The sequence below is a fragment of the Nocardioides pantholopis genome, from assembly GCF_003710085.1.
Lineage (GTDB): Bacteria > Actinomycetota > Actinomycetes > Propionibacteriales > Nocardioidaceae > Nocardioides > Nocardioides pantholopis.
Genome location: NZ_CP033324.1, coordinates 3,684,450 through 3,700,130 on the forward strand (window position 1 = coordinate 3,684,450; position 15,681 = coordinate 3,700,130).

Genomic DNA, 15,681 nt, shown 5'->3' on the forward strand with positions numbered 1-15,681 from the left:
GGCGTACGCCGGGAGCGGAGGGGTACCCCGCGCCGTGAGCGGACGGACCGACGTGGCGGGCAGCCGGATCGTGGTGACCGGCGGCGCCGGGTTCGTCGGCTCCTGGCTCTGCGAGCGGCTCGTCGCCGACGGCGCGTCGGTGGTCTGCGTGGACTCCTTCGTCACCGGCCGCCCCGAGAACGTCGCGGGCCTGCGCGGCCACCCCGGGTTCGAGCTGGTGCACGCGGACCTGTGCGCCGGCCTGCCCGTCGAGGGCCCGGTCGACGGGATCCTGCACCTGGCCTCGCCGGCGTCCCCCGCGCACTACCTGCGCCACCCGCTGGAGACGCTGCGGGTCGGCAGCGAAGGCACCCGACACGCCCTCGAGCTCGCCGACCGGCACGACGCCCGGTTCCTGCTCGCCTCGACCTCGGAGGTCTACGGGGACCCCGAGCAGCACCCCCAGAGCGAGGACTACTGGGGGCACGTGAACCCGGTCGGCCCGCGCAGCGTGTACGACGAGGCGAAGCGGTACGCCGAGGCGCTCACCGCCGCCTACCGGCGCGCCCGCGGCACCGACACCGCGATCGCCCGGATCTTCAACACCTACGGGCCGCGGATGAGCACCGACGACGGACGGATGGTGCCCACCTTCGTCGACCAGGCGCTGGCCGGGCGCCCGCTCACGGTCGCCGGCGACGGCAGTCAGACCCGCTCGCTGTGCTACGTCTCCGACACCGTCGACGGCCTGGTGTGCCTGTTCGCCTCCGGCCAGCCGGGCCCGCTGAACCTCGGCAGCGAGGACGAGGTCACCGTGCTCGACCTCGCCGAGGCCGTCCGCGCGGTGGTCGGGTCCGGCTCGGCGATCCGGTTCGTCGACCTGCCCGAGGACGACCCGCGGCGCCGCCGGCCCGACCTGACCCGGTGCCGGGAGCTGCTGGGCTGGGAGCCGCGAGTGCCGGTGGCGGACGGTCTCGCGCGCACCGTCGCCTGGATGCGCGGGGAGCTCAGCTCCCGAGCGGAAGTCCCGACCGGAGCGAGGCCCGGCGGACGACGTCGGGCACGGTGACCCGCAGCAGCGCCGGGTCCACCCGGCCGGCGTGCGGGTCCCCGGGCGCGGTGCCGAGCCAGACCGCGTCGTGCGGGCCGTCCGCGGGCGGACCCCAGCGCTGCGGCGGAGTCGGGCCGAACAGCACGACCGACGGCGTCCGGTAGGCCGAGGCGAGGTGGGCCATCCCGGTGTCGCCGCACACCACCAGGCGGGCGGAGGCGACCAGGGCGGCCAGCTCGCACAGGTTGGTGCGCCCGGCCAGGCAGGCGGTCTCCGGCAGGCCGGCGAGCCGGCAGACCTGCAGTGCCAGCGGTCGCTCGGCGTCGCCGCCGGTGACCACGACCCGGGCACCGGCGGCGAGGGCCCACTGCGCCACCGCGGCGTACCGGGCAGCGGGCCAGCGGCGGGCACCCGACGCGGCCCCCGGGTGCACGACGACGGCGCCGCGCGCCGGGACGGGCACCAGCGGCACCGGCAGCAGCAGGTCCTCGGGGTCGGCGTTCCGCCCGAAGGCGTCGGCGACGAGCCGGCACCACCGGTCCCGCTCGTGCTCGTCGACATCCCACGCCGGACCGGGCACGGACGCCCCGTCCGCGCCCGGGCCCCCGAAGGCGACCAGCCGCCCCGGTCGCAGGGCCTGCAGCACCGCCTTGCTGGCCGGGCCGTTGCCGTGCAGGTCGACGGCGATCTGGGGCGGGGGACCCGACCACGGCACCGACTCCAGCTCGCCGGTCGGCAGCAGCCGGTCCACCGCACCGCTCAGCGTGACCAGGGGGGCGAGCGCGGAGGGGGCGGCCAGCACCGTCTCGTGGTCGGCCAGCGCGCGGCGCAGCGCCCGCAGGGCCGGGACGCCGGCGAGGAAGTCACCCAGTCCCAGCGCCCGCAGGACCAGCGCCCGCGGCCTCACGGCGCCGGGCGGAGCGGGCTCCGCTCCGCGGCCGCCGACACCAGCCCGGTCGTGGAGCGCCCGTCGAGGTAGGGCAGCACCACCGACTGCCCGCCCCACTCGCGCAGCAGCGCCGCCTCCGGCAGCTCGGCTCCCGCGTAGTCGCCGCCCTTCGCCCACATGTCGGGACGGATCCGGCGCAGCACCTCCACCGGGGTGTCCTCCTCGAAGACCACGACCGCGTCCACCGGGGCGAGGGCGCCGAGCACCCGGGCCCGGTCGACAGCGGGCACGAGCGGGCGCTGCGGCCCCTTGAGGCGGCGCACGGAGTCGTCGGAGTTGAGGCAGACCACCAGGCAGTCGCCGAGCGAGCGCGCCGCCTCCAGCGTCGCGACGTGCCCGGCATGGATCAGGTCGAAGCAGCCGCCGGTGGCCACGACCGTCCCCCCGGCGGCCCGGACCCGCTCCACCGGGTCGGCCGGCTCTCCGGGGGCCGGGCGGTCCTCGCGGGCCAGGCCCGCGGCCCCGCCCGCCGCGACGTACGCCGAGGCGGCGGCCACCGCCGCGTGCACGGCCTCGAGCGTGACCGCCCCGGAGGCCAGCGCGCCGGCGATCGCGGCGGCGAAGCGGTCCCCGGCGCCGCAGGGATCAGCCGCCCGCACCGGCGGGGCCGGGATCACCGACGGGGAGGACCCGCCCTGGGAGAGCAGCGCGCCGCGGCTGCCGAGCGTCACCGCGACGGCGTGGGCGCGCCAGCGCGCCACCAGCGCCGCCGCCCGGGCGGCCACCGCTGCCAGGCTCTCGCCGGTCGGCTCCGGGACCAGCGCGGCGGCCTCGGCGGCGTTCGGCGTGACCACGCGGGCTCCGGCGACCGGCGCCGGCCCGCACGGGTGGGGGTCCCAGACCAGCGGGGCCCGGATCGCGGCGCGCTCCAGCGCGGCCCGGACCGCGGGCACCTCGACCAGCCCGCGGCCGTAGTCGGAGACGAGCACGGCGCCGGCGCCGGCGAGCGCGAGACCGACCTCGTCGGGCAGCTCGCCGATCCGGCCGTCGGTGCCGCTGTCGAGCCGCACCACCGGCTGCCCGCCCGCCAGCACCCGGCGCTTGATCGGGGTGCTGCCCACCCGCGGCACCGGGACCAGCCGGACGCCGCTGCCGGCGACCAGGTCCGCGAGCCGCTGGCCGTCCTCGTCGGCCACGACCGCGCTCACCAGCACCACGTCATGGCCGTCGGCGGCGGCCAGCGCCGCGGCCAGGGCGGCCCCGCCGGGGCGGAGCACCTCGGAGATCCGGTCGACGACAGGCACCGGCGCGTCCGGGGCGAGCCGGCCGGCCCGGCCCCTGAGGTCGGCGTCCAGGAGCGCGTCGCCGACCACGACGACGGGGGCGCCCACCTCAGGCCTCCAGCTCGCGGTCGAAGGAGGCGCACACCAGGTGCAGCGCCACCAGGTGCAGCTCCTGGACCGTGGCGGTGTAGCGAGCGTCCACCGAGCAGGCCCGCGTCGCCGCGTCGGCCAGCGGGTTCGGCGCCGGACCGGTCAGCGCCCACACCTGCAGGCCCGAGCGGCGGCCGCGCTCGGCCGCGGCGACCAGGTTCGGGCTGCGCCCGCTCGTCGACATCAGCACCAGCACGTCCCCGGGCCGCCCGTGCGCCTCGACCTGGCGGGCGAAGAGCTCCTCGGCGGGATAGTCGTTGCAGATCGCGGTGAGACTGGAGGTCTCCGAGCTCAGGCAGATGGCCGAGAACGGGGCCCGGTCCTTGCGGTAGCGGCCCACGAGCTCGGCGGTCAGGTGCTGGGCCTGGGCCGCGCTCCCGCCGTTGCCGGCGGCGAGCAGCCGGCCTCCGCGGGCGAGCACCGCGGCGAGGTCGCGGCCCCAGAGGTCGGCGACGCCGACACAGCCGTCGAAGGCGTCGAGCGCCTCGCGCAGCTCGGCGACGTGGGCGTGGTCGCAGGGGGTGGCGTCGGTCGGGGCTGGCGGGTGCGGACTCGTGGTCATCGGGCGACCTCCTCGCTGCTGCGGTCCTGGCGGGCGGGGACGGGGCGGGCGAGGCCCCGGTAGACCTCCTCGGTGCGGCGGACGACCTGGTCCCAGTCGTAGTGCGCCACGGCGCGGCGGCGCCCCTCCTCGCCGTACGCCGCGCGGCGGGCGGGGTCGGCGAGCAGCTCGCGCAGGGCGGCCGCGAGGGCGACCGGGTCGCGCGGCGGGACCAGCTCGCCGGTCCGGCCCGGGACGACGGTGTCCAGGAGCCCACCGACGGCCGAGCCCACGACCGGACGGCCGCAGGCCATGGCCTCCAGGGGCGTGATGCCGAAGGGCTCGTACCAGGGCACCGTGGCGACCACGGAGCAGCCCCGGATCAGCGCGGCGACGTCGCGCTGCGCCACCCCGCCGAGGAACCGGGTCCGGTGGGCCACGCCCGCCCGCTGCGCCAGCGCGCACAGCGCCCGCAGGTGCGGGTCCTCCGCGAGCCTGGCCGGGGGCGGGCCGCCGGCGATCACCAGCTCCACCTCCGGGAGGTCCGCGACGGCCTCGATGACGGTGTCGACGCCCTTGCGGGGCACCATCCGGCCGATCACCAGCACCCGGTGCCGGCCCTGCGGCGAGACCCGGCCGGGGCCCGGCCGGAACTGCCGGGTGTCGACGCCGCACGGGATCACGCTGGCCCTCCCGGGCGCCAGCCCGAGCCGCTCCAGCTCGCCGACCTCGTCGGTGCAGGTCGCGATCACCCGGTCCACCTCGGCGCACAGCCGCGCCTCCTGCTCGATCCGCTCGGGCGGGCTGGTGTCGGCCTCGCCCTGGTGGCGCCGCTTGACCGACCCCAGCGCGTGGAACGTCTGCACGACCGGGACGCCCGCCCCCGCGACGCCGCGCAGCGCGGCCAACCCGCTCATCCAGAAGTGGGCATGGACCACGTCCACCGGGTCCGCGGCCCAGCGCTCGGCGAGCCCCTCCCCCAGCCTCGGCACGTACGGCAGCAGCTCGTCCTTGGCCAGCTCGGCCGCCGGGCCCGCCGTGACCCGGTCGACGAGGTAGCCGCCCGGGGCCCGCACCGTGGCGGGCGCGTCCGGGTCGGTGCGCCGGGTGTGGACGACGACCTCGTGGCCGCGGCGGGCCAGGCCGGCCGCCAGGGCGGCGACGTGGACGTTCTGGCCGCCGGCGTCGGCGCCCCCGAGCGCGGCCAGCGGATCGGCGTGCTCGGAGACCAGGGCGATCTTCAGGCCTGACGTCAAGGGATGCTCCTTCCCGCGGCAGGCTCCCGGTCGGAGCGTCCGCAGAGGTCGTCGAGCGCCCGCAGGACGTCCTGCGGCGCCACGCCGGACAGGCAGGGATGCCCCGGCACGGGGCACCGGGTGGCCCGGGTGTCGCGGCAGGGCGCCCGCTGGTCGCCGAGCACCCGCCGCACGCCGTACGGCGCCCAGCGCCGCGCGGGCACGGTCGGCGCGAACAGCGAGACCACGGGGGCGCCGACCGCCGCCGCCAGGTGGGCCGGGCCGGTGTTGCCGACCACCACGGCGGCGGCCCGGGCCAGCACCGCCGCGAGCCCGGCCAGATCGGTGGCCCCGCCGAGGTCGACCACGCCGGCGGAGGCGCCATCAACAACGCCGACGGAGCCACTGGCCACGTACGCCGTGAGCGCGGCCTCGTCGGGGGCCCCGGTCACGACCACCGGGGTCCCGCGGCCGGTCAGCGCGGCGCACAGCTCGCGGAAGTGCTCGGGCGGCCAGGCGCGCGCCGGCACCGACGTGCCCGGGTGCAGCACCACGTAGCCGGGTCGCAGCGGCGGCTCGGCGGCCACGACGTCGGGCCGGACCGCCAGCCGGCCGTCGTCGGTCGGGAGCAGCGCGCCGCCGGCGGCGCTCGCCAGCGCGAGGGCCCGCTCCGGCTCGGGCAGGTCGTCGTCGACGCGGTGGCGCAGGTCCAGCAGCGAGCCCGGGTAGTCCTCGCTGATCGCGCCCACCCACGGCACCGCCGCCAGCCGCAGCACCAGGGCCGTCGGGAGCGGCGACTGGTGGAAGGAGGTGAAGACCACTGCCCGGTCGATCCGGCGCCGCTCCAGGTCGGCGGCCAGCCCCAGGACGTCGGCGGCCCGCACCGGCTGCGGCTCCGGGTCGATCCACCCTGCCTCCCAGGCGAGCACCTCGTCGACGCCGGGCAGCAGCTCGGCCGCGGGCCGGCCGCGGGGACCGCACAGCAGCGTCAGCCGCTCGGAGGTGGCCGCCAGGGCGCGGAGGGCCGGCCCGGTGACGAGCACGTCACCGAGGCTGTCGAGGCGCACCGCGAGCGTGTGCGTCACCAGCGGCCTCCGAGCACCAGGTCGACCGCCGCCCCGAGCGTCGGCGCCACGCGCGGCGCCGCGGCCACCTCGTCCGCCCGGGTCGCGGGGGTCGGCACCAGGACGCCGGACGCGCCCGCGGCCCGGGCGGCGCCCAGGTCGGACCCGATGTCCCCGACCACGACGCAGCACCCGGGGTCGACGCCGTGCTCGGCGCAGGCCTGGGAGACCAGCCCCGGCTCCGGTTTGCGGCAGCCGCAGCCTTCCTCGGGGCCGTGGCAGCAGACGTACCAGCCGTCGAAGGGGCCCAGGAGCTCCTCGACGCGGTCGTTGACGGCCTGCAGCTCCTCGGCCGCGATCAGCCCGCGGGCCACCCCGGACTGGTTGGTGACCACGCCGGTGCGGATCCCCTCCGCGCGCAGCCGGGCCAGGGCCGCGGCCGCGCCGGCCATCGGGCGCACCTCGTCGGGGTCGGCGTTGTAGGGGACGTCCTGCACGAGGGTCCCGTCGCGGTCGAGCAGCACCAGGTCCGGCGCTCCCCGCCACGGCCCGGCGGTGCGGTGCCGCAGCTCCCCGCGCAGCCGGTGGTAGACGGCCGCCGGCGGGATGGCCACGCTGGTCAGCACCATCCGGCGTACCTCGTCGGCGGTGCGGGGCCCGGGCAGCACCCGTGCGAGCGCCAGCTCGCCGGTCCCGACCAGCCAGCCCACGGTGCCCGCCACCGTGAGGCGTCGGCGCCGGGCGACCAGGCCCGCCAGGGCGGCGGCCCCGGCCGCGACCACCGCGGTGTGCCGGCGCAGCCGGCCGCGGGGCGCGCCGGCCCGGGCGTGCCAGCCGCTGCCGTGGCGGGCCAGCATCAGCGCGTCGTCGGCGTTGCCGGCCTGCTGACGCAGGCTCGCCCAGTCGTCGCTGGGACGGACCGGGTGGACCACTGACCTGGCGCCGTCGACGATCGCGGCCTCACCGTGGGTGGCCAGCACCCGCAGGGCCAGGTCGGCGTCCTCCCGGAACGTCCGTGGGAACCGCTCGTCGAAGCCCCCGACCCGGGCCAGCGCGTCGCGCCGGTAGCTCAGGTCCGCGGTGATCCAGCGCGCGGTCTCGAGGCCGGCGGTCCCACGCTCCCAATCGGTGGGACGGCGCCCGAGCGGCAGCGGCACCTGGACCCGGGCGGTGGAGCCGACCGCCGCGGCCGCCTCGGCGCGCTGGAGGTCGGCGTCGAGGTCGGCGTACCAGGACCGTCCGGGCAGCACGTCGTCGTCGAGGAACGAGACCCACGGGGTGCGGGCGTGGCGCCAGCCCAGGTTGCGGGCCCGGGCCGGGCCGCGGCCGTGGGAGCGCAGCACCCGCAGGTCGAGCCCGCGACGGAGCAGGTCCAGCGGCGGGCCGGTCGGCCGGTCGTCGACGAGCAGCACCGGAGCCGCCAGCCATCGGTCCTGCTCCGCGAGCGCGTCCAGCAGCGCCTCCAGACTGGGCCGGCCGAGGGTGGGGACGACGAGTGTCGTGCTCACCACCCCGGTCTCCGGACCAGGAACGAGCCGATCACCAGCATCGAGACCGGCGCCGACCCGAAGCACTCCAGCGCGTCGCGGGGGTCGTCGACCATCGGCCGGCCCGCGGTGTTCAGGCTGGTGTTGACGACGACCGGGAGCCCGGTGCGGCGGTCGAACTCCTCCAGGACCCGCGCCATCAGCGGCTCCTGCTCGCGGTCCACGGTCTGCACCCGCGCGGTGCCGTCGACGTGGACGACGGCCGGGATCCGGTCGCGCCACGCCGGCGCGACGTCGTGGACGAAGAGCATGTACGGCGAGGGCAGCGGGCCGCGGGAGAAGATCTCCGCGGCCCGCTCGGCCAGCACCATCGGCGCGACCGGGCGGAACTGCTCGCGGCCCTTGACGTCGTTGAGCCGCTCCAGGTTCACCGCGTGCGCGGGGTTCGCCAGCAGCGAGCGGTGACCGAGGGCCCGCGGGCCGAACTCGCTGCGGCCTTGGAACCAGGCGACGACGCCGTCGGCGGCGAGGCACGCGGCGGTCTCGGCGGCCAGCCGGGCGGGGTCGTCGACCCGCTCGTGGGGGACCTGGGCGGTGCGCAGCCGGGCGCCGATCTCCTCGTCGTCCCAACCGCGTCCGAGGTCGGCGCCGGGCATCGGCTCGATCCGGTCGCCGACGCCGGCCGCGACGTGCAGGGCCCCACCCAGGGCGGTGCCGGCGTCCCCGGCCGCCGGCTGCACCCACACCTCGTCGTACCCGCTCTCGGCGTGCAGCCGGGTGTTGGCCACGCAGTTGAGCGCCACCCCGCCGGCGAGGGTCAGCCGGGACCCGCCGGAGCGCTCCCGCAGCCAGCGCGCCAGCTCCAGCAGCACCTCCTCGAGGCGGACCTGGACGGTCGCGGCGAGGTCGGCGTGGTCCTGGCTCCACTCCTCCCCCGGCGCCAGCCGCTTCGCCAGCGACTGCCAGTCGACCCGCTCGGTGACGAAGCCGCCGTGGCCGTCCGGGCGGACCAGCGGCCGGATCTCGTCGAGGAACCGCGGCGAGCCGTAGGAGGCGAGGGCCATCACCTTGAACTCGTCGCTGGAGCGCAGGAACCCGAGGTGGTCGGTGAGGTCCTCGTAGAGCAGCCCCAGCGAGTGCGGGAGCCGCTGCGCGGCGTGCACCGTCAGCTCGCCCCCCGCGTAGGTCCCGGCCAGGGAGCTGCCGCACTCGCCGCGGCCGTCCAGCACCAGCACGTCGGCGTCCGCGCACGGCGCGGCCAGGGCGGCCGAGCCCGCGTGCGCGACGTGGTGCGGCACGAACCGCACCTGGGCCGGATCCAGCCCGGGCAGCGCGGTGGCGAGGAAGCCGGGCGCCTCGCGGGCGTAGGTACGGCGCAGGTGGTCCCAGGGGTCGAAGAGGCCCAGCCCCTCGGCCGGCTCCGCCAGCGCCGGGTCGAAGGAGTAGGTGACGGCGTCGAGGTCACCGACGTCCAGGCCGGCGTGCTCCAGGCACCACCGCGCCGCCTGCTCCGGGAGCTCCCAGGCGGCGAACGGGACCGGGCGGTGGCCGTGCTTGCGCCGGCTGAACCGCTCCTCCTCGGCCGCGGCCACGACCGTCCCGTCGATGACGAGCGCCGCGGCCGGGTCGTGGAAGAGCGCGTTGACGCCGAGTACCTTCACCGAGCCTCCTGGGCGGACGGGGGACAGCGCCGCGCCGGTGTCCCGTACCTGGTGTGGCAAACATCACATTGCGATCTCGCCAGCATGCATGAAGAGGGGCCGCCCGGTCACCAGCCGCCGTGCTGATCTCCGTCCTGGGCACCGGCTACCTCGGCGCGGCCCACGCCGCCTGCCTCGCCGCGCTGGGCCACCCAGTGATCGGGGTCGACGCCGACCGGGCGCTGGGCCGGTCGCTGGGCCGGGCGCTGGGCCGGTCGCTGGGTTGGTCACTGGGCCGGGGGCCGGCGGCGGTGGGCTGATGCGAATTCTGCTCTGGCACGTGCACGGCTCCTGGACCACCTCGTTCGTCCAGGGCCCCCACGAGTACCTGCTGCCGGTGACCGCCGACCGCGGCCCGGACGGCCTGGGCCGGGCCCGCACCTGGGACTGGCCGGCCAGCGTGCGCGAGGTGCCGATCGAGCAGCTGCGCGAGACCGCGCTCGACCTCGTCGTGCTGCAGCGGCCGCACGAGAAGCGGCTCGCCGAGGAGTGGACCGGGCGCCGGCCCGGGCGCGACGTCCCGGCGGTGTACGTCGAGCACAACACGCCGGTCGGCGACGTTCCGCTCACCCGGCACCCGATGGCCGGCCAGGACGCCGTCCCGGTCGTGCACGTCACCGCGTTCAACGACCTCTTCTGGGACTGCGGGAGTGCGCCGACGCTGGTGGTCGACCACGGGGTCGTCGACCCCGGGCACCGCTACACCGGGGAGGTGGCCCGCGCGGCTGTCGTCGTGAACGACCCGGTGCGCCGCGGCCGGTTCGTGGGCACGGACCTGGTCCCCGGGCTGACGGCCGCCGGCGGCGTGGACGTGTTCGGGATGAACGTCGAGAAGCTCGGCGCCGAGCTCGGACTGGGCCCCGAGCGGCTGCGGACCTACGAGGACCTGCCCCAGGAGCGGATGCACGCGGAGCTGGCCCGGCGCCGGGTCTACGTGCACACCACCCGCTGGACCTCGCTGGGCCTCTCGCTGATCGAGGCGATGCACCTGGGCATGCCGGTGGTCGCCCTGGCCACCACCGAGGCGGTCACCGCGGTGCCGCCGTCCGCCGGGGTGCTGACGACCCGCCGCGAGGAGCTGCCCGCGGCGGTGGCGCGGTTCCTCGCGGACCCGGACCTGGCGCGCGGGTGCGGGTCGGCGGCCCGGACCCATGCGCTGCGTCACTACGGCCTGCCCCGGTTCCTGGCGGCGTGGGACCGGGTCCTGGACCGGGTCCTCCGCGGCGACTGAGCGACACTCAGCGACACTCAGCGACGCAGCAGGTCCGCGCCGACCAGCTCGGCGAGGCGGTCGGCGTCAGCGCCGACCTCGGCCCACACGGCGGCCCGCAGCGCGTCGGGGACCGGGCCGGTCCGCGGCTCGCGGGGGCCCGCGTGGAGCCGGGCGTCCCAGTACGCCGGGTCCGCCCCGACGTGCTCGAAGACCCGCCGCAGCGTGGCCCGCCGGTCCCGGAGGAGGTCCTCCTGCGCGACCACGAGCAGCTGGTCGCGCTCGAAGTGGGCCAGGAACCCGGCGATCCGGGCGTGGTAGCGGCTGCGGTCGAGGTACTGGCTGGCGGGGTCCAGCACCGCCGTGGCGAGCGCGCGCGGCTCGGTGCCGTCACGCTGGTGGTGGCGCCACTGGGACACCGCCCGGTCCACCGGGTCCCGGACCAGGTAGACCAGCCGCGCGTGCGGCGCGACCCGGGCCATCCGGGCCGGGACCTCCGGGTGGGCGGGGTCGGTGTAGCCCGGGGACGCCTCCCCGCGCAGCGGCGCGGCCGGGTCGAACCGGCCGACGTACCAGGCCGTCCCGCGGTGCCACTGCCCGTCCACCCACCAGGTGTCCGGGTCCGTGTCGGGCCGCTCGGCGGGCCCGAAGAAGAAGTTGACCTCCTTCTCCGGGGCCATCGCGATCTCGGGGTGCGCGTCGAGGTAGCCGTGCAGCGCGCTGGTCCCGCACTTCATCGCTCCGACCACGACCAGCTCGGGGGGTCGCCGCACCGCCCCTGGGTCAGCGGACGCCGGCCTGGAGCTCAGCCGGCGCCGCCCTGCGGCGAGGTGTTGTCGGTGCCGCCGAGCTGCGCCAGGAACTGGTGGCAACGGTGCGCACGCTCGGAGTCCTGGGCCATCACGTCGCGGAAGAACGCCGCGATCTCCTGCTGGCCGGCGTTCTCGGCGTCGCGGACGTACTGCCCGTAGTCGTGGCCCGCCTTCAGCGAGTGGTACTGCAGCGAGATGAGGTCGAAGGTGACGTCGTCGAAGCCGGTCTCTCCCGTGGCCATGGTGTGCTCCTTTCCTCGCAGGGGTGGTGCCGGGCGGCGGCGGTACCCCTGCGCAGCTGGTTGATACGGGTCGATGCGGGTTGATGCGGGCTACTCGCCCAGCCCCAGCGCGCCGACCATCAGCGGCAGGATCAGCACGATCAGCACCGCGCCGAGCACGTCGAACGCCGAGCCGGTGCGGATCATCTTCGTGATGGGCACGGCCCCGGAGCCGTAGACGACTGCGTTCTGGGGCGTGGAGACCGGGAGCATGAAGCCGAACGACGCCGCGAACGTCGCCGCGAGGGCCGGGACGAACGGGTTCACGCCGGCCGCCATCGCGATCGGGATGATGATCGGGACGACGACCGCGGCCGAGGCGGTGTTGCTCGTCGTCTCGGAGACCACGATCGCCAGCACCACGGCGAACGCGGTGATCCAGAAGACGCTGGTCAGGCCGAGCCGGTCCGAGGCGCCGTTGCCGATCGTCTCGGCGAGGCCGGAGGACTCCAGCAGCGACCCGAAGATGATGCCGGTGCCGAAGAGCACCACCGTGCCCCAGTCGATCCGGGCCGCGTCGCTCCACCGCAGCGTGAACTCGCGGTCCGCCCACTTGGTCGGCAGCAGGAACAGCAGCGAGGCGCCGAGGATCGCGACGATCCCCTCGTCGAGGCGGTCGCTCACGGTCGTGTAGGCGCTGGACTCGGTGCCGGCGACCAGCGCGACGACGCCGGGGGCGATCCACAGCGTGACCGTGACCGCGAACGCGACCAGGGTGTTGCGCTCCGCGAGCGTCATCCGCCCCAGCTTGGCGCGCTCCGCGTCGACGTACTCCTCCACGCCCTCCAGGCGCCGGATCTCGGGGCGGTTCAGCAACAGGATCACGACCGCGAGCGCGACGAACATCAGCGCGCAGATCGGCGCCGCCATCATCATCCAGTCCAGGAACGAGATCCGCTCGCCGGTGGCCTCCTCGATCAGGCCCCGGCCGATCAGGTTCGGCGGCGAGCCGACCGGGGTGAGCAGGCCGCCGACGCTGGCGCCGTAGGCGAGCATCAGCATCAGCGCGGCCCCGATCCGCAGCCGCAGCGGGTCGAAGTCCTCGGCCACGTTGCCGTTGGCCTGCATCAGCTTCGCGACCACCGACAGGATGCCGATCGCCGTCGGCAGCAGCATCGCGACGGTCGCGGTGTTCGAGACGAACGCCGAGAGCAGCGCGGTGATCGCGCCGAACGCGATGACCACGCGGAACGTCGAGCGCCCCACCCCGGGCAGGTCCAGGACGAACATCGCGAACCGCTTGGCCACCCCGTGCTTGAGCATCGCCTGGGCCAGGATGAACGCCCCGATGAACGTGAACACGGTCGAGGAGCCGAACGGGGCCAGCGCCTCGTCGGCCGGCGCCACGCCCAGCACCACGATCGCGGCCACCCCGATGAAGCCGCCGACGGGGATCGGCACCGGCTCGGTGATCCACAGCACGATCACGCCGAGCAGGACGGCCGCCAGCGTGTGCTGGGTGTCCTCCAGCGTGGTCGGCACCAGCAGGAAGGCCACCGTGACGACCGGCGCGAGCACCAGCCCGACGGTGCGGCGGGTCTTCTCGAAGCGCTCCTCCCTCGGTGAGAGGTGCTGCTCGCCGAGGCTGCGATAGGTGGCGTTGTCGAGGAACGCCCGGTCCACGTCGGTACGGCGCGGCCCCCCGGCCTGCGGGTCCTGGGTAGTGGTCATGCCGGCTCCCTGGCGGGTCCCCGCCGGGGGCGTCCCGGCGTCGGCGCCGCTGTGTCCTGGGTCACGTACCCGCGCCGGGACCCGCGAAACGAGTCGGAGCCGCCCGCCTCAGACGTGCCCGGCGAGCTGCCCCATCCGCGCCTCGAGGGCGGCCAGGTAGGCGTCGCGCTGCGCCGGGGTGATGGCGTCGGACTCCAGGTGGCTGCACGCAGGCAGCACGTCGATGGAGAGCTTCGCGGCACCCGCGAGCGCCCGGAGCTCGTCGAGGCGGTCCCCGAACGGCGTCCCGCTGCCCGGGGAGTAGGAGCGCACGACCTCCTCCACGGAGTCCGCGAACAGGTCCGCCTTGGTCACCACGACCACCAGCCAGGTGGGGCGGTTGCGGCGCACCGCCATCGCCGCGATCCGGTGCGCGGTGACCGTCCAGTCCTCCAGCTCCCGGGCGAGCTGCTCCTCGCGGTCCACCTGGAGGGCGCCGGTCGTGCCGGCCGGCCGGCGGCCCGTGGCCAGGCCGTTCGCCACCACGTGCAGCACCCCGTCGACCGGGTCGTCGTGGAAGACCTCGTCGAGGGCGCCCAGCCGGGTCGCGGCGTTCTCACCGGGCACCACCCGGAAGCGGAACCCGCGCAGCCGCCGCCCCCGGCGCACCCGGCGCTCCAGGACCGCGGACCCGGACTCGGGGACCCCGTCCTCGCTCTCCCGCCCGCACAGGTGGTCGACCAGCTCGGACTTGCCGACGCCCGTCATGCCGGTCACCGCGACCGTCGGATAGCGGTGCTGGACCAGGTCGGCGATCCGCTCCCGGCCCCGGGCGACGGTGGCCGAGACGCGGCGGCGGCCGCGTCGCTGGTCACGGGAGTCGGGCATGCGGGGCCTCCGGGCTCGGGGTGGGATCGACGGCCGGCGGACCGGCTCGACGCCGAACGTACCCGAGCCGTCCGGGATGATGGCCCGCGTGGAGGACGTCCGCGCGTGAGCGACCCGATCGCCAGCCGCTTCGAGGTCGTGGCGCGCCGTCGCCCCGTCGAGGTGGGCCGCGACCTGCCCGGCCCCGTGCTCGCCCCGTACGTCGCCGTGGAGCAGCCGGTCGCCGGCGACCGGGTCGAGCTCGCCCTGGCCAGCGGCGGCACCGAGCTGCGCGGCTGGTGGGACTCCGGCTCGACCGGGCTGGTCGTCGCCGCGGGCGGGCGCACGACGCGGCACCGCAGCCGTCGGCACGGACGGACCACCGGCCGCGTCACCGCGGCCGCCCTGGCCCTGACCGGCACCCACCTCACGCTGCTGACCCGCGAGGAGGAGGGCGGCTCGCAGCGCTGGCTCGCCCGCGGCCGGGTCGACCTGCGCGACCGGGTCGACACCCACGACGAGGCCTGGCTCGCGGGCCTGGCGGCCACCGCCGGGGGCCCGCTGCGCGGGTTCGGCCAGCTCGGCCTGCGCGACCTGCGGGTGGTCAGCAACGCCGACGGCACGGCGTACCGCCCCGACGGCCCCGACGGCCCGGTGCTGCTCACCGCCACCAGCGCCGGCCCCGGGTTCTTCGACACCGCGCACACCTCGGTCTGGTCGCTGGACCCGGGCACGCTCGCGCTGGCGCACCGCGCCGACCTGTTCTTCCGGCGCCCCGACCGTCCTGGTGTGTACGGCGACCACGCCACCCACCTGCTGCGCGACGGCGACCGGTGGCTGGTCGCGACCAGCACCTGGGGCGACTTCGACCGCCGCCGGCCGGTCCGGGTCACGCTGGCGGAGTCGAGCGCCGACCTGACCACCGGCCGGCACGTCCTGGACACCCGCGAGCTGCCGCTGCCGACCGACGGGCTGCGCTCGGTCGCGGTGTGGGACCCGCACCTGGCCCGGACCGACGACGGCTGGCTGGTCGGCTACGTCAGCGCCCGGCGCTACTTCCGCTTCCATCCCGCCCTCGCCGCCGGCCCCACCCTCGCGGACCTCTCGCTGCGCGCCGCCGACGCCGCACCCCGCGAGTGTGAGGGCACCACGCTGCTGCGGGTCGCGGACGGCTGGCGGGTGCTGGCCAGCGACAAGCGCCGGCGGGCCTACCCCGTGCACGACCTGGACCTCCGGCCGCTGGGGACGCTGGACGCGCCGTACCTCACCAACATCCCGTGGCCCACGCTCGTCGAGGTCGAGGTCGACGGCGCCTGGCTGATGGTGGGCTTCGACGCCACCCCCGCCGCCGGCCCGCTGCCCGGCTACGGCACCCACGGCGACGTCGTGGTGCTGCGGGCCGAGGGCCCCGGGGGCCCGCCGCTGGCCTAGGGTGGATGTGACCCGCACCACCCCGCGGATCGCGACGACGCCACACCACCC

The 15,681-nt window shown here is 76.7% G+C and carries 15 protein-coding genes; 4 read left to right on the plus strand and 11 right to left on the minus strand.

What is annotated here, in order from left to right; all coding sequences use genetic code 11:
• The first annotated feature begins 34 nt into the window (after positions 1-34).
• The gene (locus EBO35_RS17585; protein WP_241153759.1) at positions 35-1,048 is read left to right on the plus strand and encodes a UDP-glucuronic acid decarboxylase family protein; all 1,014 of its coding nucleotides are present in this window, start codon (positions 35-37) and stop codon (positions 1,046-1,048) included.
• Here the strand turns inward: EBO35_RS17585 and EBO35_RS17590 are convergent.
• The 7 genes from EBO35_RS17590 to EBO35_RS17620 are packed head-to-tail and all read right to left on the minus strand — an operon-like array spanning position 987 to position 9,340.
• Positions 987-1,937, minus strand: coding sequence for a glycosyltransferase family 9 protein (locus EBO35_RS17590; RefSeq protein ID WP_122818877.1), 951 nt, complete (start codon positions 1,935-1,937; stop codon positions 987-989). The two genes, EBO35_RS17585 and EBO35_RS17590, sit on opposite strands and share 62 nt — an antisense overlap.
• A complete protein-coding gene (locus EBO35_RS17595) occupies positions 1,934-3,310 on the minus strand; it encodes a PfkB family carbohydrate kinase (protein WP_122818878.1) in 1,377 nt (458 codons plus the stop codon). The genes EBO35_RS17590 and EBO35_RS17595 overlap by 4 nt, the downstream gene beginning before the upstream one ends.
• Before the next feature lies 1 nt (position 3,311).
• Positions 3,312-3,914: a D-sedoheptulose-7-phosphate isomerase gene (locus EBO35_RS17600; RefSeq protein WP_122818879.1), complete on the minus strand. Its 603-nt coding sequence runs from the start codon at positions 3,912-3,914 to the stop codon at positions 3,312-3,314.
• A complete protein-coding gene (locus EBO35_RS17605) occupies positions 3,911-5,149 on the minus strand; it encodes a glycosyltransferase (RefSeq protein WP_241153760.1) in 1,239 nt (412 codons plus the stop codon). Before EBO35_RS17605 ends, EBO35_RS17600 begins: the two co-directional genes overlap by 4 nt.
• Positions 5,146-6,213 carry a glycosyltransferase family 9 protein gene (locus EBO35_RS17610; RefSeq protein ID WP_122818880.1) on the minus strand — a complete coding sequence of 356 codons (1,068 nt, stop codon included), beginning with the start codon at positions 6,211-6,213 and terminating at the stop codon, positions 5,146-5,148. Before EBO35_RS17610 ends, EBO35_RS17605 begins: the two co-directional genes overlap by 4 nt.
• Positions 6,210-7,700, minus strand: coding sequence for an HAD-IIIA family hydrolase (locus tag EBO35_RS17615; RefSeq protein WP_122818881.1), 1,491 nt, complete (start codon positions 7,698-7,700; stop codon positions 6,210-6,212). Before EBO35_RS17615 ends, EBO35_RS17610 begins: the two co-directional genes overlap by 4 nt.
• Positions 7,697-9,340, minus strand: coding sequence for a carbamoyltransferase family protein (locus tag EBO35_RS17620; protein ID WP_122818882.1), 1,644 nt, complete (start codon positions 9,338-9,340; stop codon positions 7,697-7,699). Before EBO35_RS17620 ends, EBO35_RS17615 begins: the two co-directional genes overlap by 4 nt.
• Before the next feature lie 119 nt (positions 9,341-9,459).
• Here EBO35_RS17620 and EBO35_RS17625 point away from each other — a divergent pair, with 119 nt between their 5' ends.
• Both EBO35_RS17625 and EBO35_RS17630 read left to right on the plus strand, forming a co-directional pair.
• Entirely contained in the window at positions 9,460-9,639 is a 180-nt protein-coding gene (locus tag EBO35_RS17625; protein ID WP_122818883.1) for a hypothetical protein, read from the plus strand.
• Entirely contained in the window at positions 9,639-10,610 is a 972-nt protein-coding gene (locus EBO35_RS17630) for a glycosyltransferase (protein WP_122818884.1), read from the plus strand. The genes EBO35_RS17625 and EBO35_RS17630 overlap by 1 nt, the downstream gene beginning before the upstream one ends.
• 17 nt (positions 10,611-10,627) lie before the next feature.
• Here the strand turns inward: EBO35_RS17630 and EBO35_RS17635 are convergent, their stop codons facing one another.
• The 4 genes from EBO35_RS17635 to EBO35_RS17650 form a co-directional block, all read right to left on the minus strand.
• On the minus strand, positions 10,628-11,362 hold the full coding sequence (locus tag EBO35_RS17635) for a sulfotransferase family protein (RefSeq protein WP_122818885.1): 735 nt from the start codon (positions 11,360-11,362) through the stop codon (positions 10,628-10,630).
• Between the two features lie 32 nt (positions 11,363-11,394).
• A complete protein-coding gene (locus EBO35_RS17640) occupies positions 11,395-11,643 on the minus strand; it encodes an acyl carrier protein (RefSeq protein WP_122818886.1) in 249 nt (82 codons plus the stop codon).
• A 90-nt stretch (positions 11,644-11,733) separates the two neighbouring features.
• Complete coding sequence (locus EBO35_RS17645) at positions 11,734-13,353, minus strand: SLC13 family permease (protein WP_122818887.1); 1,620 nt, start codon at positions 13,351-13,353, stop codon at positions 11,734-11,736.
• A gap of 108 nt (positions 13,354-13,461) precedes the next feature.
• The gene (locus EBO35_RS17650; protein ID WP_206422601.1) at positions 13,462-14,220 is read right to left on the minus strand and encodes a GTPase domain-containing protein; all 759 of its coding nucleotides are present in this window, start codon (positions 14,218-14,220) and stop codon (positions 13,462-13,464) included.
• Positions 14,221-14,325: 105 nt separating this feature from the next.
• Between EBO35_RS17650 and EBO35_RS17655 the strand changes: the two genes are divergently transcribed.
• Positions 14,326-15,630 carry a hypothetical protein gene (locus EBO35_RS17655; protein WP_206422602.1) on the plus strand — a complete coding sequence of 435 codons (1,305 nt, stop codon included), beginning with the start codon at positions 14,326-14,328 and terminating at the stop codon, positions 15,628-15,630.
• The last annotated feature ends 51 nt before the right edge of the window (positions 15,631-15,681 follow it).

What these genes read in the sequence shown, in the direction of transcription:
- EBO35_RS17600 (WP_122818879.1), bottom strand. Translation starts at nt 3,914, where the DNA reads ATGACCACGAGTCCGCACCCGCCAGCCCCGACCGACGCCACCCCCTGC.
- EBO35_RS17630 (WP_122818884.1), top strand. Translation starts at nt 9,639, where the DNA reads ATGCGAATTCTGCTCTGGCACGTGCACGGCTCCTGGACCACCTCGTTC.
- EBO35_RS17640 (WP_122818886.1), bottom strand. Translation starts at nt 11,643, where the DNA reads ATGGCCACGGGAGAGACCGGCTTCGACGACGTCACCTTCGACCTCATC.
- EBO35_RS17645 (WP_122818887.1), bottom strand. Translation starts at nt 13,353, where the DNA reads ATGACCACTACCCAGGACCCGCAGGCCGGGGGGCCGCGCCGTACCGAC.
- EBO35_RS17650 (WP_206422601.1), bottom strand. Translation starts at nt 14,220, where the DNA reads ATGCCCGACTCCCGTGACCAGCGACGCGGCCGCCGCCGCGTCTCGGCC.